Here is a 25,039-nt window from a genome sequence, read left to right on the forward strand (position 1 = left end):
AACCTACGAAAAAGCCCACTATCCATTTGGTTAGTGGGCTTTTGAATTTTATTAAACTATTTTTTATTTAATTCTTATTTTTTTCGTTCTACAAATTCTAATTGATCAATCGCTACATTCGTAGTAAATATGCCATAATTAACTACCGCTTTTCCTTTTTCTAAAACATCTATCGTACCAATTGATTTTCCATCAATCATTCTTACTCTGTCACCAATTTTAAGAACTACTTTTGGCTTTTCTTTTTCTATTTTTTCTTCTTTTTTCTTCTGCTCTTTTTTCTTTTCCCTAATTATTTCTACCTTTTTCTCTACTTCTTTGACTATTTTTTCTTCTTGAGCTTTTTTCGCTCTTCTTTGTTTGGTGGATTGCTTTTTTCTCTTTGAATTCTCTACCTGTACTATTTTCATAAATTCATCAATAAGTTCTCTTTTCTTCTTATTATGAAAATATTTTTCACTGATTTCATTTAGTTTTTGTCCTAAATAAATCATTCGTTGATTACTGTCGTATAATTCCTGGTAGCTTTCTAATTTGTTTTGTAATCTTTTATTTATTTTATCCAATCTTTCTTTTTCATCTTCTGCTTTTTGCTCTTTAGATTTTAAAGATGAAGTAGTTTTTTGAAGTTTTGATCGCTCTTTTTGTAAGTTGGCAATACTCTTATCAAAACGAATTTTACCACGTTCTACTTTTTTCTTAGCTTTATTGATTAAGCTATATGGTATTCCGTTTTTTTGTGCTACCTCGAATGTAAAAGAGCTTCCTGCTTCTCCTAAATATAATTTAAACAAGGGTTCTAATGTTCTAGAATCAAAAAGCATATTAGCATTTGTCATATTTGGAAGTTCATTTGCTAACATTTTAAGATTAGCATAATGTGTGGTGATTATACCAAAAGATTCACGTTCATAAAAAACTTCTAAAAAGGCTTCAGCCAGGGCTCCACCTAATTCGGGATCACTTCCAGTTCCAAACTCATCAATAAGAAATAACGTTTTATTATTACATTTCCTTAGGAAATAGTTCATATTCTTTAATCGATAACTATAGGTGCTTAAATGGTTTTCTATAGATTGATTATCTCCTATATCGGTAAGAATAGTATCAAAAACGCACATTCTACTATATTCATGAACTGGTATAAGCATACCACTTTGCAGCATAATTTGTAACAGCCCAACAGTTTTTAAAGTGATACTTTTTCCTCCTGCATTGGGACCAGATATTACAATAATTCTATTGTTTTTATCTAAAGAAATTGTTTGAGGATGTGTTTTCTGTCCTTTTTCTTGGTTATTTAGATAGAGTAGAGGATGGTACGCATCTTTAATGGTTATTTCTCGATCTTTGGTTATTTTAGGCAATACCCCATTAAATTTATTTGCATACTTAGTTTTAGCGGCTACAATATCAATATGACTTAGATATTCTTGGTATTGTGATAATAGTTCAGAAAAAGGCCTTATTCTATTTGTAAGATCTTTTAATATTTTAACGACCTCTTCTCGTTCCTCATATTGTAGATTACTTAATGTTCTACTAAATTGCAAGGTCGCTTCGGGTTCTATATAGACAATACTTCCGGTCTTAGAATTTCCCATGATAGAACCTTTTACCTTACGTCTGTACATAGCTTTTACAGCAAGTACTCGTCTATTATCAACAACACTTTCTTTGATATCATCTAAATACCCTAAACTATTGTATCTAGTAAGATCACGTCCAAAACTTCCATTTAATTTACTTTGTACTTCATGTATGTCTTTTCTAAGTATACTAAGGGTAGGAGAGGCGTTATCTTTAATTTCTCCAAATTTATCTACTACGATTTCGATACAGTTGATTACTTCTTTTGTAAAAGGTACTTCAGATGATGTTTGATATAATATTGGGTATAATTCTTTAAATTTTCTAAAAAAACTTAGCAAATCATTAGTAGTAATACTAATTGAGATAATCTTTTTTAGATTAAAAGTTTCTAAGAAAGTATTTTCTATTCCTAATAGTTGTAGTTCCTTATCAATGCTATCAAATCCGTGATTGGGTATTCTTGCATCATTCAAGTATGAAGATTTATATTCAAATACTTGTTGTAATGATGTGTGTAATTCTTCTTTCGTGGATAACGGAACAATTTGTAAAGCTTTTATTTTTCCATAATCTGTATTGCATAAGTCTTGGATATGACTAAGTACCGTATGGAATTCTAGATCTTTAAGTGTTTTTTCTGAAATTCGGATCATCTTGTTATCCTAATTTTTAGGAGGTATTCTTTTATGTTAATTTCTTTATTATAAAACTTGATAGAAGTTTATTTTTAGAAAAGTATTTATTATAATTTTATATGAAAGCAAATGTAAACAATTGCGATTTTTTTTGATACTAAGATGAATGTAAATATTGAGAATAGTTGGAGGACACACTTAGAAAGTGAATTTGATAAACCATATTTTAAGAGTTTAGTTGATTTTATTGAATTAGAATATAAAAAAGAAACTTGTTTTCCTCCCGAATCAGAGATTTTTTCAGCTTTTAATTATTGTAGTTTTGATAATGTTAAGGTAGTGATCATTGGTCAAGATCCATATCATGGTATAGGACAGGCTCATGGTCTTTGTTTCTCTGTAAATAGTGGAATTGCTATTCCTCCTTCATTAGTAAATATTTTTAAAGAAATAGAATCAGATCTAAGTATTCCTTTTCCTTCTAATGGGAACTTAAAACGTTGGGCTGATCAGGGAGTTTTGTTGTTAAATGCGACTTTAACTGTAAGAGCACATCAGGCAGGATCTCATCAGGGTAAGGGATGGGAAAAACTTACAGATGCAGTAATTCAATATATATCAAAAAATAAAGAGAATGTCGTTTTCTTATTGTGGGGAGGTTTTGCTAAGAAAAAAGGTGCTAAAATAGATGATAATAAACACTTTATCTTAAATAGTGGACATCCTTCTCCTTTAAGTGCTAACCGAGGTTATTGGTTTGGAAATAAACACTTTGGGAAAACTAATGAATATCTGAAAAGTACAAATCAATTACCTATAGAATGGTAAATGAATTATGCAGCTTTAGGGATACCGGAAGTTTTAGGTTCTTTAATTTTAGAATTTGTTACAGATTTTACTGCTTTATTCTTCTTTTTTTCGGAATCTACTGATTGCATACTGAATTTTAAAAGAACAAAATTGAATGCTATAAGCCCTCCAAGAATTAATAAAAATGTTGCCATGGTTTGATTTGTTAGTTAATTATTAGATGCAATTTTCCAAAAAGGTTGCGTACATTTTAATAATTGGTTTATTGGGGTAGGCGAGGCAAATGTACAAAAATATTTCAATCTTTTCTTACGGAAAGCCCATAAGATGTGTGTATTAAACATATCTTAAATATTTATTCTATTTAATTTAAGGTATGATGAAAAAATACTAAAAATTTGAACATTTACCATCTTTACCGCTCTATTATATAACGTTTCTATAATGGAATACCCTACTTTTAAAATCTATATCCTAAATATAAATCAGGTCTAACGATGATATCTGGGCTATTATTATTAAATAAATTCCTACCGATTCCAATTCCAATATCTAAAAAGAACCCCTTTTTTGTAACAAATTTACCTCCTACACCAAATCCTATAGCAAAATCAGTAAATTCCATATCAACATCCATTCCTCCTACAAAATCTCCAGATATATTAGTCATCTCTACAAATTCTTCATGTTCTCCATTAGATAACATACCAAACCCTTCAATATAAAATCCTCTGGCTATTCTACTCCCAAAAAAATATTTATAATTTACTGTCAATGCAATTTCTTTATCATAAATTCCATCTCTATCTATGATATCATCATCTTGATCTATTTCATCGCTAAACCTATAAAAAAAGTCAAATCCTAAAGTAGTATTATCAGTAAGTACCCTTTCATAACCAATATCTAAAGCTCCAAAAGCAATAATACTTAATGGGTTTAAACTAAATTCGTTTTTATTGATATCTCTTGGTGCAGAATTTGATTGTTCTTGTGCTGTTAAGTGTAATGCGAAAATGATAGCAACTATTGTTGTAAAAAATCTCATTCGTTTGTTTTTAAATTAATTTATTGTCTTTGTTTTTAAATAATCAAGAGATATTTAAGTACTAATGTTATTCTAAAATCATCTTGATTTCTTTCCTAAAACAAACTAATAAAAATATACCCTACTAAGAAAAGGTGAAAATTGTATGTTATTGGATTAAATAACCTTACTTAAAAGCGGTATCCTAAATATATGTTTGGTCTTACAATAATTTCTGGACTTTTATTACTAAATAAATTTCGCCCAATACCAAATCCTATATCAATGAAGAAACCGTTTCTGGTAACAAATTTTCCTCCAACAGCAAAACCTATAGCGAAATCAGTATAGTCTTGTTCTACATCACTGGCGCTGATAAAGTTTCCTTGATTATCAAAAACTTCTATATATTCCTCGTGTTCACCAGAAGATAACATTCCAAACCCTTCTACATAAAACCCTCTAGCAATTCGATTTCCAAAAAAATATTTAAAACTTGTTGTAAATGCTATTTCTTTATCAAATATATCGTCTGTACTAATAAAATCTTCATCATTATCACGATCTACTAGACTATAAAATAAGTCAAAGCCTAAAGTGCTATTGTTATTAAGAACTCTTTCGTAACCTATGTCTAATGCTCCGAATGCTATTAAATTAAGCGGATTGATACTGAATTCATTTTTTTTAAGATCTCTTTTTGGTAGATCGGCTTGATCTTGGGCTAAAGAAACTTGAAATGAAAATAAAATAATAACGATTATTGATATCTGTTTCATGATAATTAATTTGTTTTCCTACGTAAACAAGATGTGCAAATAATTAAAAGGTTGCTTAGAATTCAAAAATTAAATCTTTAGGATCAATTTTTTTATCAATTATATCTAACTTAAATAATTGATCCTGAATTTCTATTAATGTTTTATGATCTATTATAGACTGACTCCATTCCGTAATTTGTAACCATTCTCTAATATCTTCTAATTTCTGATCATATCGGTGTGCTAGCGTTTTATCAATACTAGGTATTTGTTTAAAATCTAAGCTCGTATTATTTATAATTTGTAGTATATCTTTTAGCTGATCTCTTTTTGTATTTAATATTTCTTCTCTAACAGCTATTACAAAACATGGCCAAGGGGTAGGGCAGTCTGCGATACGTCTAAATGTCTTATTATCCACTAATGGTTTAGTTGTGAAATGTTCCCACATAAAATAATCGGCACTACCATTTGTCAAAGCTTCTACTGCTCCATCGAGATTTTTAACTACTTCGAACTGAAGATTAGTAGTTTTCCAGCCAGCGTTTTGTGCATTTATATATGCCATTAAATGTGATCCTGAACCATATCTGCTTATGGCTGCAGAAGTGTTTTGTAACTCATTTATATTTAAGTATTTAGATTCATGGCCAACATGAATTCCCCATACTAAAGGTGACTGAATGTAAGTTTGAACAATTTTTGATGGGTTACCAGCTATAATATCTTTTATGATTCCTTCAGTTAATATAATAGCGATATCGATATCTTTTTTTCTTAAAGCCTCGCACATTGCTCCAGTTCCTCCTGGGAAATCTATCCATTCTAATTGGATGTTTTTTTCTAAATAAGCTCCCTCTTCAATTGTTAAATGCCAAGGTAAGTTAAAGTGCTCAGGAACACCACCAATTTTTATAGTATGCATGTTGTATAGTATGAAAAATGTTAAAAAAGTGTATTTTGTCGAATTTATTTGCTTTTTGTCGTTAAATAACAAATAATATTATTACTTTTGAAATATAAATCTGATAATTACGACTACATTTGAAATAATTAACCCCAAATAAAAACAATATTTGCTATGAAAAAGAATTTTTTAAAGAATAAAAATGCCCAAGTTAAAGTAGCTAAATTAAAAGGTAACACATTAGAAAACGGAATTGTTGTTTTTATTGCTGTATTGTTAGCTACTAATTTTTTAATTAGTTTAAAGATATTGTTTGGATAAGGTACTTTTTGGAGAATGTCTTTCCCCAAGGTATTCTCTGATTTGATATTGAGATTGTATGGACGGTTTTTCGTCCATTTTCTTTTTATAATAGTTGTTTTCTTCAAAATCTAGTATTCTTGCCTTAGTATTATCGTTTAATTGGATATTTAGGATTTCAATTAATTCCTGCTTACAATTATTATTTATTATAGGGACTAATACTTCAATTCGTTTGTCAAGATTACGAGTCATCCAATCTGCACTACCAATATATAATTTGGGGTCACCGTTATTTTCGAAATAGTAAATTCTACCATGTTCTAAATACCTATCAATAATACTGGTCACTGTGATATTTTCACTTATTCCTTCTAACCCAGGTATTAAACAAGAGAATCCTCTAACTAATAGTTCTATTTTTACACCAGCTACATTAGCTTTATATAGTTTTTTAATGATCGATTTATCTTCTAAACTATTTAGTTTTGCCTTGATACCCGCTTTCTTTCCATTTTTCGCATTGTTTATTTCTATATCGATTAACTTTTCGAAAGTATCTCTAGTGGTAAAGGGTGATATTAATAATTTTTTAGGTCTGGGTAATATCATTTTTGCAGATAGTACTTCAAAGACTTCTATAAGATCTTTTGTGATTTCTGGATTAGAAGTGAACAATCCATGGTCACAATAAATTTTTGATGTCTTAGCATTGAAATTACCAGTGCCTATATAAGCATAAGAAATATTGTCGTTTCCTTTTTTTCTGTTGATCAATAATATTTTAGAGTGAACTTTTATTTTAGGATAACTATAGAAAACCATAGCTCCTTTTTCTTCAAAAATTTTACCCCATTTTAAATTGTTTTCCTCATCGAAACGTGCTTTGGCTTCGACAAATACCGTAACTTTTTTTCCATTTTCTAAGGCTTTTAGTAAGGAGGTTGTCAATTCGGATTGTTTTGCTACTCTATATAATGAAATCTTGATTTCTGTAACCCATTTATCTGTTGCTGCTTGATTTATAAGGTTTTGTACGTAATCAAAAGACATATAAGGGAAATGTACTAACTGATCTCCTTTAGAAATCACATCGAAATAATCAGTATTATTATCAAATGATTTATGTTTTATTTCTGTTGCAGGGGGATAATGCAAAAATGGATTGTTAGTCGGATCAGGAAAACTAAAAAAGTCACTAAAGTTATGATATTTGCCTCCAGGCATCATATCTATTTTACCAAGACCAAAAAAGTTTCGAGTTCTTTTTTTAACCTCTTTTGGCATAGAAGAATCGAATAATAAACGAGTTGGTTGACCATCGTTTCGATGTGATAAGGATTCTTTTATTTTCTCTGCTAATATACCTTCAAACTCATCATCAATATATAATTCGGCGTCTCTAGATAATTTGATTTCAAAACAATTTTTAATCTTTTGATTATCAAATATTTGATCCATGTTGAGTTGTATGATATCATCTAAAAAAGCAATATAGGTATTGTTATTTTTAGTTGGAAGACATATAAATCGACTTAAGTCATCTGATGGAATATTAACAAGTCCAAAACTATCTTGTTCTTCGAATGTTACAAGAAAATATAATTTGTTGTTTTCGAGAAATACGCTTTTGGGTTTGGATAAGTCAACTATTTCAGATTTAATTAGAGGTAGAACTTTAGAAATGAAATATTCCGTTACAAATGCATGTTGATTAAAATCAAAGTTTATTTCTTGTATTAAATAAATATTATGTTTAGCAAGTTCTGGGATTAGTTGTCGATGAAAAATTTGACCAAATCGTTCTTGTTGATTTTTTACCTTTTGTAGAATTTCTTTTACCTGTTTGTTGGGTTTTAATGCTAGTTTTTTCCGGAGTTTCTTGTCGATTTTTTTTATTTGACGTAAGCGTGAAACTCTTACCCTAAAAAATTCATCAAGATTCGACGAAAATATTGCTAAAAATTTTAATCTTTCGTAAAGAGGGTTAGATTGATCTTCTGCTTCTTGTAAGACACGTTCGTTAAAACTCAACCAATTTACATCTCTATCTTTAAAAGGGTATTTATTCTGATCCATATTTAAAGTTAAGTTATAAGATACTGTTTAGTTTTAAGTAAAAGTTAAATCTAATCTGGGTAACTAACAATTTTATCTAAAGTGTATTTGATAAGTTCATTAACTGTTTTTTCTGGATTGTCACTAAACTTTCCGGTTGCTCTATTAGCAATCATAGCATTCATAGAAACAGCACGATGGCCTAATAATTTTGCCATTCCATAAATACCTGCGGTTTCCATTTCTAAATTTGTGATTTTCTTATCGGCATAACTAAAAGATGCGATTTTTTTGTTCAAATTTGCGTCGGAGAGTGGCAGTCTTAATACTCTTCCTTGAGGTCCATAAAAACCGACGTTTGTTATTGTAAACCCTTTGCTAGTTAAATCACTCTGCATATGTCTTCCTAATTTTTTGTCAAAAGAAACTACATAAGGTGTTGATTTATCTTTATTCCAATCTAAATGTTTCATTAGAGGCTCAGAGATCTGAGGAAACTGAATGTCTTTGCTATCATAAAAATGAAGTAAACTATCAAATCCAATTGCAAGTTCAGAAACTATGAAACTATCAATTGGAATTTCTGATTGAATAGCTCCAGAAGTACCAATACGAATAATATTGAGAGAAGTATGGTTGGACTTTACCTTTCTTGTTTCTAGATCAATATTTACAAGGGCATCTAGCTCATTAAAAACAATGTCTATATTATCTGTTCCAATTCCTGTGGATAGTACTGTAATTCTTTTTCCTTTATATACTCCAGTTTGAGTATGAAACTCTCTTTTAGATATTTTGTGTTCTATAGTATCAAAATACTTAGTAACTAGAGTTACACGATCCGGATCACCTACTGTTATTACTGTTTCTGCTAGATGTTCTGGTTTAATATTTAAATGATATATACTACCATCTTTATTAAGAATGAGTTCAGATTCGGCTATAGCCATATTATAATTTTAATAAATTATGTGTTTCGTTGTTATATAGATAGTCATATTTCTTGACACCTCCATAGTGCCAATCTAACATTTGCGTATTGTAAAAATTCTTTTTTTGCTGTAGCGCTAATTTTCCTCTATCGGATAATAAAAGACGCTCTTTAGTTTGATCAAAAAACTGAAAAAGTCTAGCAAGTACCCGCTTCATTTGCATATCACCATATCCATAAAATCCTTGATATTCTAGGGCATACCCCATCAATTGTTTGATGTTTTTAATCTGATAAGTGTCTACCATTTCTAAGATATTATGCTCTAATATATTAAGTCCAGTAAGCATATTGGGGAATCTCTGCAAATGTGCTCTTAAACATATGGATAAGTACTCGAAGGAAGATTGTTTTTTAATTTGACCAACGATCTTTTTAGGATTTGATTCACAATATAAAGTCCATATATGAGATGCAAGTTCTAAATCATTTATATTTAATAAGACCTTGTCTTTAAAATGTTTTTTTAATTGTACATCAGATAATTCACAAAGACCTAGGCATTTTTTTACGTTTTCTACACGACCACTACATACTAGGTATATTGGAGTGTCTTTAATTTTTTTTCGGAGTAGTAGACTTATTACCGCTATCATATTTATGTGGCAGAAAAGGTCATATTCGAACCATAATATAATTTCATCATATTTTCCAGGAGTATTCAGTTTTTCTAGCTGAGAAACAAATTTTTTTTGATAATCAGCGGGTGAAATTCTATAATATTTCTGAAGAAATTCTTTTCGCTTTGCTATTGCTTTTTCTGTTTCAATTTTTATACTAGTGGGGCCTTCGCAGAGCATTTCACGCCATGTTATTAATTCTCCATCTACAAGATGTAGCTCTTTTAGGCGATCAGTTAAAGTGTCGCCATTAGTTATATGTAATGTCTTAGCCCCCAATTATCTTCAGTTTTCTATAATATTATATGATGATTTTATCCACCAACTCTTTTCACTTTAAATCCTTTTTCCTTAAGGATACCCATAATTTTATCCCGATAATCTCCCTGAATAATAATTCGTTCATCTTTAAAACTACCTCCAACACTTAATTTTGTTTTTATTTCCTTGGCTAGTTTTTTGAAATCGTGGTCAGCTCCAGTATATCCTTCTAAAATAGTAATTGGTTTTCCTTTTCTTTTTTCATATTTACAAATGATAGGATCATCTTGCATCCAAATATCATTTTCTTTTTCTATAACTTTTTCCTCTTCAACAGGTTCATGATCAGGAAATAAATTTTTTAATTGATCTTTTAAATCCATGAGAAGTTGCTATTTCTTAATCAATCCAATTTCTACTAAGCGCTGATGAAGAAAATCTCCAGCAGTAATATCATCGTATTGTTTAGGGTTATCTTTCGTAATACATTCTTCTAAACAATTTAATTTCATATCACTTCTAGGATGCATAAAGAAAGGAATAGAATATCTAGGTTTACCCCATTGTTCTTTAGGAGGGTTTATTACTCTATGGATCGTAGATCGCAATTTATTGTTAGTATGACGTTCTAGCATATCTCCTACATTGATTACCAACTCATCTTCTTGTGGTATTGCATCTATCCATTCACCGTCTTTACGTTGTACTTGTAGTCCTCCAGTAGAAGCACCCATTAGTAGTGTAATCAAATTGATATCTCCGTGTGCACCGGCACGAACGGCACCTTTTGGCTCCTCTGTTATTGGAGGGTAGTGTATAGGTCGTAAAATGCTATTTCCGTTACTAGCCCAGTGATCAAAATAATGTTCATCCAATCCGATATATATAGCTAAGGCTCTTAAGACGTGAATCCCCGTTTTTTCTAACATTCGGTATGCTTCCATTCCGGTATTGTTGAAATCTTTTAATTCTTCAACAATAACATTTGGAGGGTATTCTTCTATTAAGTTAGCGTCTTCAGAAGGTTCTTGTCCGAAATGCCAAAATTCCTTTAAGTCACCTTCTTTTTTTCCTTTTGCATGTTCTTTTCCAAAAGAAATATATCCCCTTTGTCCTCCTAATCCTTCAATTTCATATTTTTGTTTATCAGCTACTGATAAAGCAAAAAAATCTTTTACTTCTTTATATAATTCTTCTACTAAATTATCACTTAAAAAATGATTTTTTAAAGCTACAAAACCTATCTCTTCATAGGCTTTTCCTATTTCATCAACAAATTTTTGTTTTCGTGAAGGATCTTCAGATAAAAAATCTGCAAGATCTACACTTGGTATATTATTCATGGTGGTATTATTTTCTTTAACTAAAATAGATGTATTTCATTAAAAATACATTATGAATTATGTCTTTTTTTAAAATATAACCCAGAACTGTCAAAATAATTATATTTTAACATATAACTATTAAAACATAGTAAATTTAATTAATTCTTAGAATTGTTTATGATAAATTAACAAGTGCTTAATAGTATTGTGATATTGGTTGTTTTTCTGAGATAAAAATAATTACATTTACTAAGAGTTTTCTACTTTAGAAAACCATTATGTGTAAGAATTAACTGATTTTTTAACAATATGGCAGAAGAGAAATTGTTATTTGACTATGATAAGAAAGAGTATAGCGACAACCTATTAACTTCTTTGTATTTTAAAATGCTAAAATCTAGGTTGATCGAGGAAAAGATGCTCATTTTATTACGACAAGGTAAAATTTCTAAATGGTTTAGTGGTATTGGTCAAGAAGCTATTTCTGTAGGGGTTACTGCTGCTTTAGATAAAAGTGAATATGTATTGCCGATGCATCGTAATTTGGGTGTGTTTACAAGTCGTGATATTCCTCTTTATAGATTATTTAGTCAATGGCAAGGAAAATCTAATGGTTTTACAAATGGGCGTGATCGATCATTTCATTTTGGGTCACAAGAATATAATGTGGTTGGAATGATTTCGCATCTTGGCCCTCAGTTAGGTGTAGCTTGCGGGATTGCTTTGGGTAACCTTTTGAAAAATAATTACAAAGCAACGGCGGTTTTTACTGGTGAAGGAGGAACCAGTGAAGGAGATTTTCATGAAGCATTAAATGTGGCTTCTGTTTGGAGTTTACCGGTGATTTTTTGTGTTGAGAATAATGGGTACGGATTATCCACACCAACTAAAGAGCAATATAATTGTAAGCATCTTGCCGATCGTGGAGCGGGATATGGCATGGAGTCACACATTATTGATGGTAATAATGTATTAGAAGTATATGATAAAGTGAGTAAAATTTCGGAGAGTATACGACAAAACCCAAGACCTGTATTATTGGAGTTTAAGACTTTTAGAATGCGCGGCCATGAAGAGGCTAGTGGCACAAAGTATGTGCCAGAAGAGTTAATGCAGCATTGGGCTTTAAAAGATCCCATCGATAATTATAAAGAATATCTTATAGAAAATAATATTCTTTCAGTAACAGATGATCTTCAAAAGAAATCCGCTATTAAAGCAGAAATTGAAGAACATTGGCAAAGAACAAATGAAGAAGAAAAGGTTCAAGTTGATTTGAATAAAGAGTTAGAAGATGTTTATAAATTATTTGATTTTAAGAGAGTAGATCCTAATCATACAACTAGAGAATTACGACTTATAGATGCAATTTCTGATGGTCTAAAAGAAGGAATGCGTAAATATCATGATCTTGTGATTATGGGACAAGATGTTGCGGATTATGGAGGTGTTTTTAAAATTACCGAAGGTTTCTTAGAAGAATTCGGTAAGAATAGAGTGCGTAATACACCTATTTGCGAATCAGCAATTATTTCTACAGCTTATGGACTGTCAGTTAACAATATAAAGGCAGTTGTTGAGATGCAATTTGCAGATTTTGTTTCTTCTGGTTTTAATCCAATTGTAAATTTATTAGCTAAATCAAATTATAGATGGGGGCAACCTGCAGACGTAGTAGTGCGAATGCCTTGTGGTGGTGGAGTAGGAGCTGGACCATTTCATAGCCAAACGAATGAGGCTTGGTTTACAAAAACGCCGGGTTTAAAGGTGGTTTATCCTGCATTTCCTGCAGATGCAAAAGGATTGTTGTTAACTTCTCTAGAAGATCCAAATCCTGTATTGTTTTTTGAACATAAAGCACTATATCGTAGTGTTAGGGAGCAAGTGCCTGAAGGATATTATACAATTCCTTTTGGAAAAGCTGCTAAGTTGAAAGAAGGTGATCAAATAACAATTATTAGTTATGGCGCAGGTGTACATTGGGTACTAGATACATTGGAAAGTAATGTTGAAATAAGCGCGGATTTGATTGATCTCAGGACATTACAACCATTAGATATTGATACTATCTTTGAGTCTGTAAAGAAAACGGGTAGAGTAATTATATTACAAGAAGATTCTATGTTTGGAGGTATCGCATCAGATATTTCTGCAATGATTATGGAAAATTGTTTTGAATTTTTAGATGCTCCGGTAAAAAGGGTATCTAGTTTAGAAACTCCAATCCCTTTTGAAACAGGCTTAGAATCTCAATATTTGGCAAAAAATAGATTCGAAAAAGAATTAATAGAACTTTATAGGTATTAATACCTGTTTTGTGTTTCGAAAACGTTTTTGTTAATAAAATCAAGTAGGAATTTATGTGTTTGATTTTCAGATAATTAAATTTTTTCGATTCGGTGAATTGATTTTTTTATAGGATAACGGAACATTAAGCGAATATTAAGGGTTAAAATCCCCTTGAATTTAAGTTGTGTGTTCTATTGTTTAATATTAATTTCGCGCTGTCTATGGAATAAACATAGCGTAGGGGATTAAAAATCAAGGGGTAAATAAAAATACATGAACACTAACCAATTAGAACTACTTAGTTCTTCTACTGTTTTAGTTACAGGAGCGGCAGGTTTCATAGGGTCAAACCTATGCGAAGCATTATTAGAAGCTAACAGTACAGTTGTGGGGCTAGACAATTTTGCTACTGGCCATAAGAAAAACCTAACAGCATTAAAGGAAAATCCAAATTTTACATTTATCGAAGGCGATATTCGTAATTTAGAAGATTGTAATAAAGCTTGTAAAGGTGTAGATTATATATTACATCAAGCGGCTTTAGGTTCTGTGCCTAGATCTATTAATGATCCAATAACGAGTAATGATGTTAACGTAGGAGGTTTTCTAAATATGCTTGTAGCTGCAAGAGATGCTGGAGTTAAACGATTTATTTATGCAGCGAGTTCTTCCACTTATGGTGATTCAGAAGCATTACCAAAAATAGAGGATAAAATAGGAAAACCCTTATCACCATATGCAATTACTAAGTATGTAAATGAGCTGTATGCAGATAATTTCAAAAGAACATATGACTTAGATACTGTTGGTTTACGATATTTTAATGTTTTTGGGAGAAAACAAGATCCTAATGGAGCGTATGCTGCGGTAATTCCGAAATTTGTAATGCAGTTTATGAAGTATGAGTCGCCGGTAATTAATGGTGATGGATCTTTTTCAAGAGATTTTACATATATTGATAATGTGATTCAAATGAATTTGAGAGCTATCGTTTCCGATAATGAGAAAGCCTTAAATAACGTATATAATACAGCTTTTGGAGAAAGAACTACTTTAAATGAGTTAGTTACTTTGCTAAAAGAATATTTGTCAGAGTTTGATTCCAAAATAAGTAATGTTGAAGTTAACAAAGGACCAGAACGTAAAGGAGATGTTCCACATTCTTTAGCTTCTGTCGATAAAGCTAAAGCACTTCTTAATTATGATCCTAAATTTGATATAAAGTCGGGATTAAAAGAAGCTGTAAAATGGTATTGGGATAATTTAAAATAATTAAAGGTCACCAATTAACGAACGAAATAAGCACAAAAATGAAAGATATTAAAATAGGAATAATAGGTTTAGGATATGTAGGACTTCCTTTGGCTAGATTATTTGCAACAAAATTTCCTGTTATTGGTTTTGATATTAATCAAAATCGAATTAGCGAACTAAGATCCGGAAAGGATACTACCTTAGAAGTTGAAGATACGGTATTACAGTCTGTATTGAAAGATAATTCTCAAATGGATAAGGGATTATATTGTTCAGCGGATCTTGAAGATATTAAAGATTGTAATTATTATATTGTAACTGTTCCAACACCCGTAGATAAAAATAATAGACCTGATCTTACACCTTTGTATAAGTCCAGCGAAACTGTTGGAAAAGTATTAAAAAAAGGAGATGTTGTTATATATGAATCTACAGTATATCCAGGTGTTACAGAAGAAGAATGTATTCCTGTTTTAGAGAAAATAAGTGGATTAAAGTTTAATGAGGATTTTTATGCAGGATATTCTCCAGAACGAATCAATCCGGGAGATAAATTACATACTGTAGAAAAAATTCTAAAAGTTACAGCAGGTTCTACACCAGAAATTGGTAAAAAAGTGGATGCACTTTATGCATCTGTGATTACAGCAGGAACTCATTTAGCGCCAACAATAAAAGTAGCAGAAGCTGCTAAGGTTATAGAAAATTCGCAGAGAGACATTAACATTGCATTTGTTAATGAACTAGCAAAAATTTTTAACCTCATGAATATTGATACTAATGAGGTTTTAAAAGCTGCTGGGACAAAATGGAATTTCCTTCCTTTTAAACCCGGTTTGGTAGGAGGACATTGTATTGGAGTTGATCCATATTATTTAGCTCAAAGAGCACAAGAATTTGGATATCATCCAGAAATCATATTAGCGGGTAGAAGATTAAATGATAGCATGGGGCAGTATGTCGCTTCGGAAGTGATTAAGTTAATGGTTAATCATGATATCAAAATCAAAGGCGCTAATATTTTGGTGTTAGGAATTACTTTTAAAGAAAATTGTCCAGATGTAAGGAATACAAGAGCGGTTGATGTAATACAAAACCTTAAAGATTTTGGTACTAATATAGATATTTATGACCCTTGGGCTAGTCCATCAGAAGTAGCTCACGAATATGGTCTTGAAACGATCACCGAATTACCTGATTCGAAATTTGATGCTGTTGTATTAACCGTTGCACATAAAGAATACTTGGACATTGATTTAAAATCATTGTTAAAACCAAATGGTGTCTTGTATGATGTAAAAGGAATATTAAAAGAAGAAGAAGTGCATGGAAGATTATAATGGAAATAATCTTTCTAAATAAAGCGACAAAAATAACTTTAAACCAACTGCATTGAGCCAATTAAAAAAAGGAGCTTTACTTACGTACTTAAAAATCTTTTTGATTAACGTTATTGGAATTATGATAACTCCATTGATAGTTAGTTATTTGGGCAAGGATGAGTACGGTATATTTAATGCTATCGGTGCTTTAATTGGTACAATTGCATTACTGGATTTTGGATTGACCAATACAGTAGTTCGTTTTGTAGCTAAATATAGAGCGGAGAAAGATAAAAAAGGGGAAGAGAATTTCTTAGGAACGGTTAGGATACTTTATTTCGCGGTTTCTACATTGGTTGTTATTTCTGGAACTATATTTTACTTCTTTATAGATACATACTTTACGAAGTTTAATCCTGAAGAACTAAGAATAGCAAAAATGATGTTTGTTATTCTAGTTTTTAACTTAGCAATTCAGCTTCCGGGGATGATATTTACTGGGATTTGCAAAGGATACGAAAAATTTGTTTTTCCAGAATCCGTTGGGATAATTCGATACATTCTAAGATCTTTAACTATTGTAGCCGTCTTGTTTTTTGGAGGAAGAGCTATCGCCTTAGTTATTGTAGATACTGTGTTTAATATTCTGACGATTTCAGTGTCTGCCTATTATGTATTAGTGAAACTAAAAGTAAGATTTAAACTGCATCAATTTTCTAAAGATTTTATTAGAGAAATTTTCAAATATTCTAGTTGGATTTTTCTATTTGCGATTGTAAATATGTTGCAATGGAAATCAGGTAGTTGGGTTTTAGGTGCTATTAGTATACCGAAAGTTTTGGGTATTTACGGAATAGGAATCGCTTTAGGAACGTACTATGGTGCTTTTTCTACAGCAATTTCTAGTGTCTTTTTACCAAGAGCAACACAGATGTCGGTTAACAATGCTAGTGGAGAAGAGTTAACCAATATGATGATCAAACTAGGAAGGTTATCTTTTATTATTTTGATGTATATTTTTGGAGCTTTTATGTTATATGGAGAACAATTTATTAACCTATGGGTTGGTGGAGGAGATTCTTCTGTAGATGGTAGGTATGGAATAGAAGAATGTAGAGAAATTTATATGATTGCTCTAATTATCATGATAGGGTATACACTACCTTTATTACAAGCTTTTGGGAATTCAATATTAGAAGCCAAAAATAAATTATCGTTCAAGGCAATTCTTTATCTAGTGTTTATGATTTTTGGAGTTGTTGCTGGTGGTTTTTTAGCAATGAAGTATAGTGCAGTAGGAATGATAGTTGGGCTTGTCGGTGGATGGATGATTGTTCAAAATGTGATGAACTTTTATTATCATAATAAAATTGGATTGAATATTCTACGATTTTTTAAAGAGTTATTTCATAAGGTTTTATTGGTAGTTCTACTGGTAATAGCCGTAGGGTATTTTATTAACTATATTCCTGGTGAAGGATGGTTTAATTTTATAGCTAAAGGAGTTTCATATACCATTGTTTTTGCGATTATGATGTATTTTGTTGGTATGTTAGAATATGAAAGAGAATTATTTAGAAAACCTATAGTTTCATTATTGAAACGAAAATAAATTAAAAAATGGATACATTAAAGCTACATGCAATTACATATTCAGAAGATGGTCATAAGATTAACTATGAATATTCAGTGGGCGCTAATATCCAAAAATTATTTACTGAGAATGAGCTGTTTTATGTTAAATATCAAATAGATGTTAGTAAAACTCCATTAAGTATTGCAGTAATTCCATTTTTGTCCAATGTATTACCAATGGCTTGGTTTGCTGGTTTTACTATTGAGATAGATGAAGTAGACGAAGATTTTTATAGGGCGCAGGAAAAAATAAAACAAGAATTTGCTAAAAGAGATACTTCTAGTAGTTTTGAAGGAACATTGGTTGCAAAAAAGTTAATAAAAAATTCAATAGAAAAATCTAAGTCATCAATGCTTTTTAGTGGAGGAGTAGATGCGTTTGCAACATATATTAGAATCTATGACCAAAAACCGGATTTAATAACACTTCACGGAGCTGATATTACAATTAAGGATAAAGAGCAATGGAATGATTTTACGGATTTTATTGAGAACGAAGAGCTTTTAAATGATAATAATAAGGAGTTTATAGAAACGAATCTTAGAGATTTTTATACCTATCAAGTAGAACTGTTGTTAAATGATATTGGATGGTGGGGAAAAGTACAACATGGATTAGCTCTTGTAGGTTCGATTGCACCTTTGTCATTTGTAAATAAGTATGGTTCAGTTCATATTGCTTCTTCTTATACGGATCATATAGATATTGACTGGGGATCAACACCTGAAATTGATGAGAAGATTACTTGGGGATCTGGTTTTAAGGTATTTCATGATGGGTATGAACTAAAAAGGCAAGATAAGGTAGACTTGATTGCCAAATTCGCATCAGAGAAAGATAAAAGATTTCGATTGCGTGTTTGCTATTCTGAAAAAAGAACAGAGTTTAACTGTAGCTATTGCGAAAAATGTTTTAGAACAATACTAGGATTGATACTTAATAATCAAAATCCTAATGAATATGGATTTAAAGTTGACGGTAGTGTTTATGATAAAATTTATCAAATATTACATATAGGTTCCGGAAGCAAGGGAGTAAAATACTTCTGGTGGGAACTTATGGAAAAGGCTAAAAATGAGGATACTTTCTTTGTTTTTGATGATCTTGAAACCGAAACTAAACATATGAATGATTTTAGAAACGGTAAGGTGGACAGGCTTTTAGAAGAAAAATTAAATAATGCAAATAAAGGAACAAACAGATTGAAATTTATTATCAGAAATAAGTTCCCTTGGTTGCAAAAGATATATAGAAAATTCAAATAGATAAAAACTAGGTAAATTGTAGAATTCATGAAATACGGACTACTTACATACGATGAGAATAAGAATTTCTTTAATGTTGGAGATAATATTCAAAGTTTAGCAGCTAAACAATTTTTACCAAAAGTTGATACGCTATTAAATAGAGAACGATTAGGAGAATACAAGGGAGATCCTATCAAGTTAATTATGAATGGATGGTTTACACACAATATTCATAATTGGGTTCCTTCAGAAGATATAGATCCGGTATTTGTATCTTTTCATATGAACAATACCGCTGCTCCTGCAATGCTAAGTGAAAAAGGTATTGCTTATTTAAAGAAGCACGAACCGATAGGATGTAGAGATCAATTTACTGCAGATACATTAAAAGCAAAAGGGATTGATGCACATTTTACAGGATGCCTTACTTTAACATTGGATTCTTATAAAGTTGATGATTCAGAAAGAGGAGATGATATTTATATCGTAGATCCTTTATACAGTTATCCAAGAGCCGAAAAAGTATTTTATAACACGAAGATTACGATAAAAAACATTCTTAATGGATCAGCTTTTAAATTAGGAAAGAAGAATAAACATATTAAGAAATTTATCAGTAAAGAAGTATTAGATACAGCAACATTTATTAACCAAGAACCACCTTCTAATACTTATACAGATGAAGAGAAGTTTGATATGGCCGTAGATTTACTGAATAAATATGCAAGAGCAAAACTTGTTATTACCTCTAGAATTCATTGTGCGTTGCCTTGTTTAGCAATGGGAACACCCGTAATTTTTGTTAATGGCTTTGATAGTTTTGTAGACTCTTGTCGATTTGATGGTATTCTAGAATTATTTAATAGAATTGATATTGACAGTAAAACCGGAGCATATACTTCTAATTTTGGATTAGAAGGAAAAATAACCAACAATACAACCGTAAAAAACCTCGAAAAACACCACGAACTTGCCAATGCATTAAAAGAAAAAGTTACTAATAAAATCTAATCAACCGCACAAACGATGAAAAGGGTATTCAAAAAACTGTTAAAAGATAGATTCTTTACAGCTCCGAAAAAAATGCAACAAAAACATACTGCATTTAGCAAAGAGCAATTAGAAGAACTAACAAAATCGCTTAAGGAAAATTATTTAGACAGAGGAAACACTAAAAGTAGATTATCCACTGAAGAATATAACCAAGCAATAAGTGGACAGCTTTTTGAACGATTATATTATAATAGAAATAGAATAGCTCCTTGGTTACATAGTGTTAAGGATTTAAATGGGGCAAGTATTTTAGAAATTGGATGTGGGACTGGGATTTCCACTTTAGCTTTAAGCGAGCAGGGAGCCAAAGTAGTTGGCGTCGATGTTGATGCTGGAGCTTTGGAAGTTGCTAAAGATAGAATGAAGATTGCAGGATATGAAGCAGAATTGTATCATGTGAATGGAGAGGAAATAGAAAAGAATTTTAAGGATCAAAAATTTGATTTTATTATCTATTATGCCGTATTGGAGCATATGACTGTTAGTGAACGATTAGAATCTTTAAAACAAGCTTGGGGTATGTTATCAAAAGGAGGATATCTAGCAGTTATTGAAACGCCTAATAGATTGTGGTATTATGATTCGCATACTGCCGCATTGCCTTTTTACGATTGGCTACCGGATGATTTAGGATATTATTATTCTAAGTTTTCTAGTAGAAAAAATTTCAAAGATTCTTATAGAGAATTGGATGATGAAAGTATGATGAAATTTAAAAGATGGGGAAGAGGAGCAAGTTATCATGAGTTCGAAGTAGCGATTGCGCCTTTAAAAGAAATAAACGTGGTTAGTAGTTTAATGAAATTTGAAAAGTCTGCTTTTTTAAAAGTAGGTTTTAAGGGGTTACGATATATTAAGTTTTTAAAATCACTGAATAAAAATTTAACCAGTGGATTCTGTTATCCTTATTTGGATATTGTAATAAAAAAGTAATAAAAAAAGATCAGACATTTTCTAAAGTAAAACTTGATGAAACTTGTATATATTGTTAATCGTATAGATGGTCCTGGTGGACTAGAAAGAGTACTTTCTATTAAAGCTAGTAAACTTGCCGAAGATTATAATTACGATATACATATAGTTACATTAAATCAAGAAACCAAGGACTTGTTCTACCATTTCAGCCCAAAAATCTCATATCATAATGTGCAAGCGAAAGGTAATCCTATATCTAGAATGTACAGATATGCTGCTGGTTTGCGTAGTGTTATTAAAAGTTTAAACCCAGATATAATTGCTGTATGTGATGATGGCCTAAAAGGTTTTTTCGTTCCTTTAATACTAGGAAAACCTTGTCCTATGATTTATGAAAGACATGTTTCTAGAAGTGTAGAGATTAAAAAAGGAAAAAGATCTATTATCAAAAGAATCACAACCGCTACTAAGTTTGGTTTGATGAATTTTGGAGGATCCTACTACAATCATTTTATAGTATTGACAAAAGGGAACCTTAATGAATGGTCTTTTAAAAATCTAAAAGTAATACCTAACCCTTTATCATTTTATCCTGAATCAAAAAGTACGCTAGAAAATAAAAAAGTACTTGCGGTGGGTAAGCATAGTTTTCAAAAGGGATATGATCGATTGTTAAAGAGTTGGAAACAAGTTGTATCAAAATACCCTGATTGGACACTAGATATATATGGCACTATTAGTGAATCAGAAGGTTTAGCAGTATTAGCGGAGAACTTAGATATAACAAAGACAATTAATTTTTATCCTCCTGTAAAAAACATAGCAGAAAAATATGAACAAGCTTCCATCTATACAATGTCTTCTCGATTTGAAGGTTTTGGTATGGTACTTACAGAAGCTATGGCGTATGGTGTTCCTTGTATTTCATTTGATTGTCCATATGGGCCCTCGGATATTATAACAGATACAGAGAATGGACTTTTAATAGAAAATGGAGATGTTGATGCTTTTGCAAAAGGGATAATTACCTTAATAGAGAATGAAGAGAAAAGGAAATCTATGGGGCTTAAGGCAAAAGAAGCAGTGAAGAAATATTTACCTGAGACTATTGCAGAAGAATGGAATCAGTTATTCTCTAATTTAATGAACCCAAGATCAAAATGAAAATAGTCTTTATTATTGATCAAGTATATCTACACGGAGGAATAGAAAGAGTACTTTCTATAAAAGCTAATTATTTAGCAGAAAAAGAAGGTAACGAGGTTCATATTATTACAACAGAACAAAAAGAAGAAAAATCTTGTTATACTTTTGATCAAAGGGTGATTTTTAAAGATCTAGGGATTAATTATAATCGAAGGAAATCTTATTTTCATCCAAAAAACCTTAAGAAACTACCTAGACATATTTCTAAAACAAAAGCTGCATTAAAAGATATAAACCCTGACATCGTAGTTGTTTGTAGTCATAGTGTAGATACGTATTTTGTGCCATTTATAGTTAAGCGTATTCCAAAAGTAAAAGAGTTTCATTATTCCAGATTTATTGAGAAGGAAAAGCGTAAAAATCCGAGTCTCTTTAAAAAATACTTTTTCAAGTTTGCCGATTATGTAGAGTCAAAATACGATAGGTTGGTTATTCTAAATAAAGACGAATCCAATTACTATAAGAGTGACAATACTATCGTTATCTCTAATCCGTTAACTTTTTATCCAGATAATGTATCAGACCTTTCTAATAATAGAATTATTACAGCGGGAAGAATAGCTGCTGTAAAAGGGTATGATATTTTGATAGATATCTGGCAAGAGTTTTCGAAAATCCGAAAAGATTGTCAGCTTCATATTTTTGGTAGTGGAGAAGCTAATTATGTAAAGAAACTTCAGGATAAGATTTATGCTGCTGGTATACAGGATTCTATTAAATTAATGGGATCAACAGATAAGATTAAGGAAGAGATGATGCAATCATCGGTTTTTGTGATGACATCACACAACGAATGTTTTCCTCTAGTTTTATTAGAAGCGCAAGCTTGTGGATTACCAATTGTATCTTTTGATTGTCCATATGGACCAAGAAATATTATTGATAAAAATACAGGTATCCTGATTCCTCCATATGATAATAATGCATTTGTAGATCAACTGAATACATTAATGAGTGATCGAGATCGTATACAGGAAATGGGTAAGAATGCTAGAGAAAATGCAAAGAACTACCAGTTAGATGCTGTCATGGCTCTTTGGCAAAAAATGTTTAATGATTTAACACCAAAGAAATGAGATCATTAATTTTAAATATATATAAAATTTTTTTGTTGCCTCATGTATTCGTTTACAAGACGAGTAAAAATAGAGGTGTTATCGATATGGATATAGATAGGTGGGCAACTGCTAAAGGAACAAAAGGAAGTAAGATATCATTACTTTTAAATTTTTTAGCAAACTCTCCAGATTTTAGAACATTATTCTATTTCAGAAATAGAGGTATTGTATCGATTTTACTCAACATTTACTGTAAGAAAGAAAAGTATTTTAGAATTGATATTAGTACAAAATTAGGAGGCGGTGTGTTAACTGGACACCCTTATAGTACAATCTTAAATGCAGATTCAATTGGAGAAAATCTATATGTAAATCATTTGGTAACTGTAGGAGAAGTAAATGGAAAAAGACCTACAATTGGTAATAATGTATCTATTTATACAGGAGCTATCATTATCGGAGATATTAAGATTGGTAATAATTGTTCTATAGGTGCCGGTTCTGTGGTTGTTAAGGATATTCCGGACAATTGCGTTGTAGTTGGAAATCCAGCAAGAATCATAAAGCAAGATGGTAAAAAAGTATAATTTTATATTTTTATAAAAAAACAAAAGAGAAGACCTTAAGAAGTGAAGCAAAATAGTAATAACATAACGGTTAAAATTAATTAGTAGAATGAACACTTTTGTGCCTTTAGAGTTTTACTACCCGTTGTATATTAATTTATGCTTCTTTTTGGTTGTTTTTACATTACTACATACCCGACTCTTACAAATTAATGAGCACAAAAATATCGTGTTTGTAAACTTTTCGGGTTATTTTCTATTGATCTTTTTGATTTTATATATTGGTCAACGACCAATTAGTGGGATTTTTGGGGATACCGTCAATTATATAGTCACATTTGATAGATACAGATTAGGAGGGGATATTCCTGAGGTAAATGATTACGGTTGGCATGTGTTTATGAAAACATTGGCACAGATTGTATCGGCCCATACTTTTTTTACGATTTGTGCATTTATATACATTTTTCCATTATATAAAATATCAAAAACATTATTTGGTCAGTATTGGTACTATTCTTTTGTGATGTTTATTGTTTCGTTTTCATTTTGGACATATGGAGTAAATGGTATGCGTAACGGAGCCGCTACATCACTTTTTTTATGGGGATTATGCTACCACCGAAATAAGGTTGTTATGGGGTTATTCTTTCTCGCTGCTACCTTTTTTCATAAAACATTGTTCTTGCCAATTTTCGCTTATATAATAACTAATTTTTATAACAACCCTAAAGTGTTTTTTAAAGGATGGTTAGCTTGTATTCCATTGTCATTAGTAATGGGAAGTTTATGGGTTACGCTCTTCGCTAGTTTAGGTTTTGGAGATGATCGACTTACTGGATATTTAACATCAGAAGTGGATGCAAATGCATTTGCTAGTACTGGATTTAGATGGGATTTCTTATTTCATAGTGCTTTTGCAGTATTTGCAGGATGGTACTTTATATATAAAAAGAATTTTCAAGATAAGTTTTACTTCCAGTTGCTTAATACATATTTGATTTGTAATGGCTTTTGGATTTTAGTTATAAAAGCAAACTATTCTAATAGATTTGCTTATCTATCTTGGTTTATGATGGCAATAATAATCATATATCCATTTTTGAAGAAACAATTTTTTAAAGATCAGCATTTTATGATAGGGAAAGTAATGCTGGCTTATTTTTCATTTACATATATGATGTACTATTTATATTGGGGATAAT

General features: G+C 30.9%; 23 protein-coding genes. 13 read left to right on the top strand and 10 right to left on the bottom strand.

The features are described 5' to 3' along the window. Nucleotides 1–74 precede the first annotated feature (74 nt). Complete coding sequence (locus J8L88_RS03870; protein ID WP_211060003.1) at nt 75–2,246, bottom strand: DNA mismatch repair protein MutS; 2,172 nt, start codon at nt 2,244–2,246, stop codon at nt 75–77. A gap of 144 nt (nt 2,247–2,390) precedes the next feature. On the opposite strand from J8L88_RS03870, the gene J8L88_RS03875 reads away from it, so the two are divergent. Beyond that, the gene (locus J8L88_RS03875) at nt 2,391–3,056 is read left to right on the top strand and encodes a uracil-DNA glycosylase (protein ID WP_027391642.1); all 666 of its coding nucleotides are present in this window, start codon (nt 2,391–2,393) and stop codon (nt 3,054–3,056) included. A 5-nt stretch (nt 3,057–3,061) separates the two neighbouring features. Here J8L88_RS03875 and J8L88_RS03880 read toward each other — a convergent pair whose 3' ends face one another. The 4 genes from J8L88_RS03880 to J8L88_RS03895 all read right to left on the bottom strand — a co-directional run bounded on the left by J8L88_RS03880 (nt 3,062) and on the right by J8L88_RS03895 (nt 5,751). Further along, entirely contained in the window at nt 3,062–3,232 is a 171-nt protein-coding gene (locus J8L88_RS03880; protein ID WP_155839604.1) for a hypothetical protein, read from the bottom strand. A 266-nt stretch (nt 3,233–3,498) separates the two neighbouring features. After that, nucleotides 3,499–4,086 (bottom strand): hypothetical protein, encoded by a 588-nt coding sequence (locus J8L88_RS03885; RefSeq protein ID WP_211060004.1) that lies wholly within the window; start codon nt 4,084–4,086, stop codon nt 3,499–3,501. A 170-nt stretch (nt 4,087–4,256) separates the two neighbouring features. Continuing rightward, on the bottom strand, nt 4,257–4,844 hold the full coding sequence (locus J8L88_RS03890; protein WP_051335945.1) for a hypothetical protein: 588 nt from the start codon (nt 4,842–4,844) through the stop codon (nt 4,257–4,259). 55 nt (nt 4,845–4,899) lie between these two features. Next, complete coding sequence (locus J8L88_RS03895) at nt 4,900–5,751, bottom strand: substrate-binding domain-containing protein (protein WP_211060005.1); 852 nt, start codon at nt 5,749–5,751, stop codon at nt 4,900–4,902. Nucleotides 5,752–5,907: 156 nt separating this feature from the next. On the opposite strand from J8L88_RS03895, the gene J8L88_RS03900 reads away from it, so the two are divergent. After that, nucleotides 5,908–6,054 carry a hypothetical protein gene (locus J8L88_RS03900; RefSeq protein WP_211060006.1) on the top strand — a complete coding sequence of 49 codons (147 nt, stop codon included), beginning with the start codon at nt 5,908–5,910 and terminating at the stop codon, nt 6,052–6,054. Here the strand turns inward: J8L88_RS03900 and ppk1 are convergent. The 5 genes from ppk1 to J8L88_RS03925 are packed head-to-tail and all read right to left on the bottom strand — an operon-like array spanning nt 6,034 to nt 11,306. Continuing rightward, nucleotides 6,034–8,112, bottom strand: a complete 2,079-nt coding sequence (ppk1, locus tag J8L88_RS03905) for a polyphosphate kinase 1 (protein WP_211060007.1) — start codon at nt 8,110–8,112, stop codon at nt 6,034–6,036. The genes J8L88_RS03900 and ppk1 overlap by 21 nt on opposite strands. Nucleotides 8,113–8,162: 50 nt before the next feature. After that, a complete protein-coding gene (locus J8L88_RS03910; RefSeq protein ID WP_211060008.1) occupies nt 8,163–9,041 on the bottom strand; it encodes a nucleoside phosphorylase in 879 nt (292 codons plus the stop codon). 1 nt (nt 9,042) lies between these two features. After that, on the bottom strand, nt 9,043–9,981 hold the full coding sequence (locus J8L88_RS03915) for a DUF1835 domain-containing protein (RefSeq protein ID WP_027391636.1): 939 nt from the start codon (nt 9,979–9,981) through the stop codon (nt 9,043–9,045). A gap of 35 nt (nt 9,982–10,016) precedes the next feature. Then, nucleotides 10,017–10,346 carry a translation initiation factor gene (locus tag J8L88_RS03920; RefSeq protein ID WP_211060009.1) on the bottom strand — a complete coding sequence of 110 codons (330 nt, stop codon included), beginning with the start codon at nt 10,344–10,346 and terminating at the stop codon, nt 10,017–10,019. Nucleotides 10,347–10,355: 9 nt separating this feature from the next. After that, nucleotides 10,356–11,306, bottom strand: a complete 951-nt coding sequence (locus J8L88_RS03925; protein WP_211060010.1) for an isopenicillin N synthase family oxygenase — start codon at nt 11,304–11,306, stop codon at nt 10,356–10,358. A 291-nt stretch (nt 11,307–11,597) separates the two neighbouring features. On the opposite strand from J8L88_RS03925, the gene J8L88_RS03930 reads away from it, so the two are divergent. From J8L88_RS03930 to J8L88_RS03980, 11 genes are all read left to right on the top strand, one after another. Next, the gene (locus tag J8L88_RS03930) at nt 11,598–13,595 is read left to right on the top strand and encodes a dehydrogenase E1 component subunit alpha/beta (RefSeq protein ID WP_211060011.1); all 1,998 of its coding nucleotides are present in this window, start codon (nt 11,598–11,600) and stop codon (nt 13,593–13,595) included. 255 nt (nt 13,596–13,850) lie between these two features. Continuing rightward, a complete protein-coding gene (locus tag J8L88_RS03935) occupies nt 13,851–14,849 on the top strand; it encodes an SDR family oxidoreductase (RefSeq protein WP_211060012.1) in 999 nt (332 codons plus the stop codon). A 38-nt stretch (nt 14,850–14,887) separates the two neighbouring features. Further along, complete coding sequence (locus J8L88_RS03940; protein WP_211060013.1) at nt 14,888–16,171, top strand: nucleotide sugar dehydrogenase; 1,284 nt, start codon at nt 14,888–14,890, stop codon at nt 16,169–16,171. 52 nt (nt 16,172–16,223) lie between these two features. Beyond that, entirely contained in the window at nt 16,224–17,765 is a 1,542-nt protein-coding gene (locus J8L88_RS03945) for an oligosaccharide flippase family protein (RefSeq protein ID WP_211060014.1), read from the top strand. Nucleotides 17,766–17,773: 8 nt separating this feature from the next. After that, on the top strand, nt 17,774–19,054 hold the full coding sequence (locus J8L88_RS03950; RefSeq protein ID WP_211060015.1) for a hypothetical protein: 1,281 nt from the start codon (nt 17,774–17,776) through the stop codon (nt 19,052–19,054). Nucleotides 19,055–19,081: 27 nt separating this feature from the next. Next, a complete protein-coding gene (locus J8L88_RS03955; protein WP_211060016.1) occupies nt 19,082–20,047 on the top strand; it encodes a polysaccharide pyruvyl transferase family protein in 966 nt (321 codons plus the stop codon). A 15-nt stretch (nt 20,048–20,062) separates the two neighbouring features. After that, on the top strand, nt 20,063–21,022 hold the full coding sequence (locus J8L88_RS03960) for a bifunctional 2-polyprenyl-6-hydroxyphenol methylase/3-demethylubiquinol 3-O-methyltransferase UbiG (RefSeq protein ID WP_211060017.1): 960 nt from the start codon (nt 20,063–20,065) through the stop codon (nt 21,020–21,022). Nucleotides 21,023–21,058: 36 nt separating this feature from the next. Further along, the gene (locus tag J8L88_RS03965; protein WP_211060018.1) at nt 21,059–22,168 is read left to right on the top strand and encodes a glycosyltransferase family 4 protein; all 1,110 of its coding nucleotides are present in this window, start codon (nt 21,059–21,061) and stop codon (nt 22,166–22,168) included. Then, nucleotides 22,165–23,286: a glycosyltransferase family 4 protein gene (locus J8L88_RS03970; RefSeq protein WP_211060019.1), complete on the top strand. Its 1,122-nt coding sequence runs from the start codon at nt 22,165–22,167 to the stop codon at nt 23,284–23,286. The genes J8L88_RS03965 and J8L88_RS03970 overlap by 4 nt, the downstream gene beginning before the upstream one ends. Further along, nucleotides 23,283–23,855 (top strand): serine O-acetyltransferase, encoded by a 573-nt coding sequence (locus J8L88_RS23715; RefSeq protein ID WP_118386070.1) that lies wholly within the window; start codon nt 23,283–23,285, stop codon nt 23,853–23,855. The genes J8L88_RS03970 and J8L88_RS23715 overlap by 4 nt, the downstream gene beginning before the upstream one ends. Nucleotides 23,856–23,943: 88 nt before the next feature. Further along, nucleotides 23,944–25,038 (top strand): EpsG family protein, encoded by a 1,095-nt coding sequence (locus J8L88_RS03980; RefSeq protein ID WP_027391623.1) that lies wholly within the window; start codon nt 23,944–23,946, stop codon nt 25,036–25,038. Nucleotide 25,039: the final 1 nt, after the last annotated feature.

Source organism: Aquimarina sp. MMG015 (genome assembly GCF_018100855.1).
In the GTDB taxonomy this organism is placed as follows: Bacteria; Bacteroidota; Bacteroidia; order Flavobacteriales; family Flavobacteriaceae; genus Aquimarina; species Aquimarina latercula.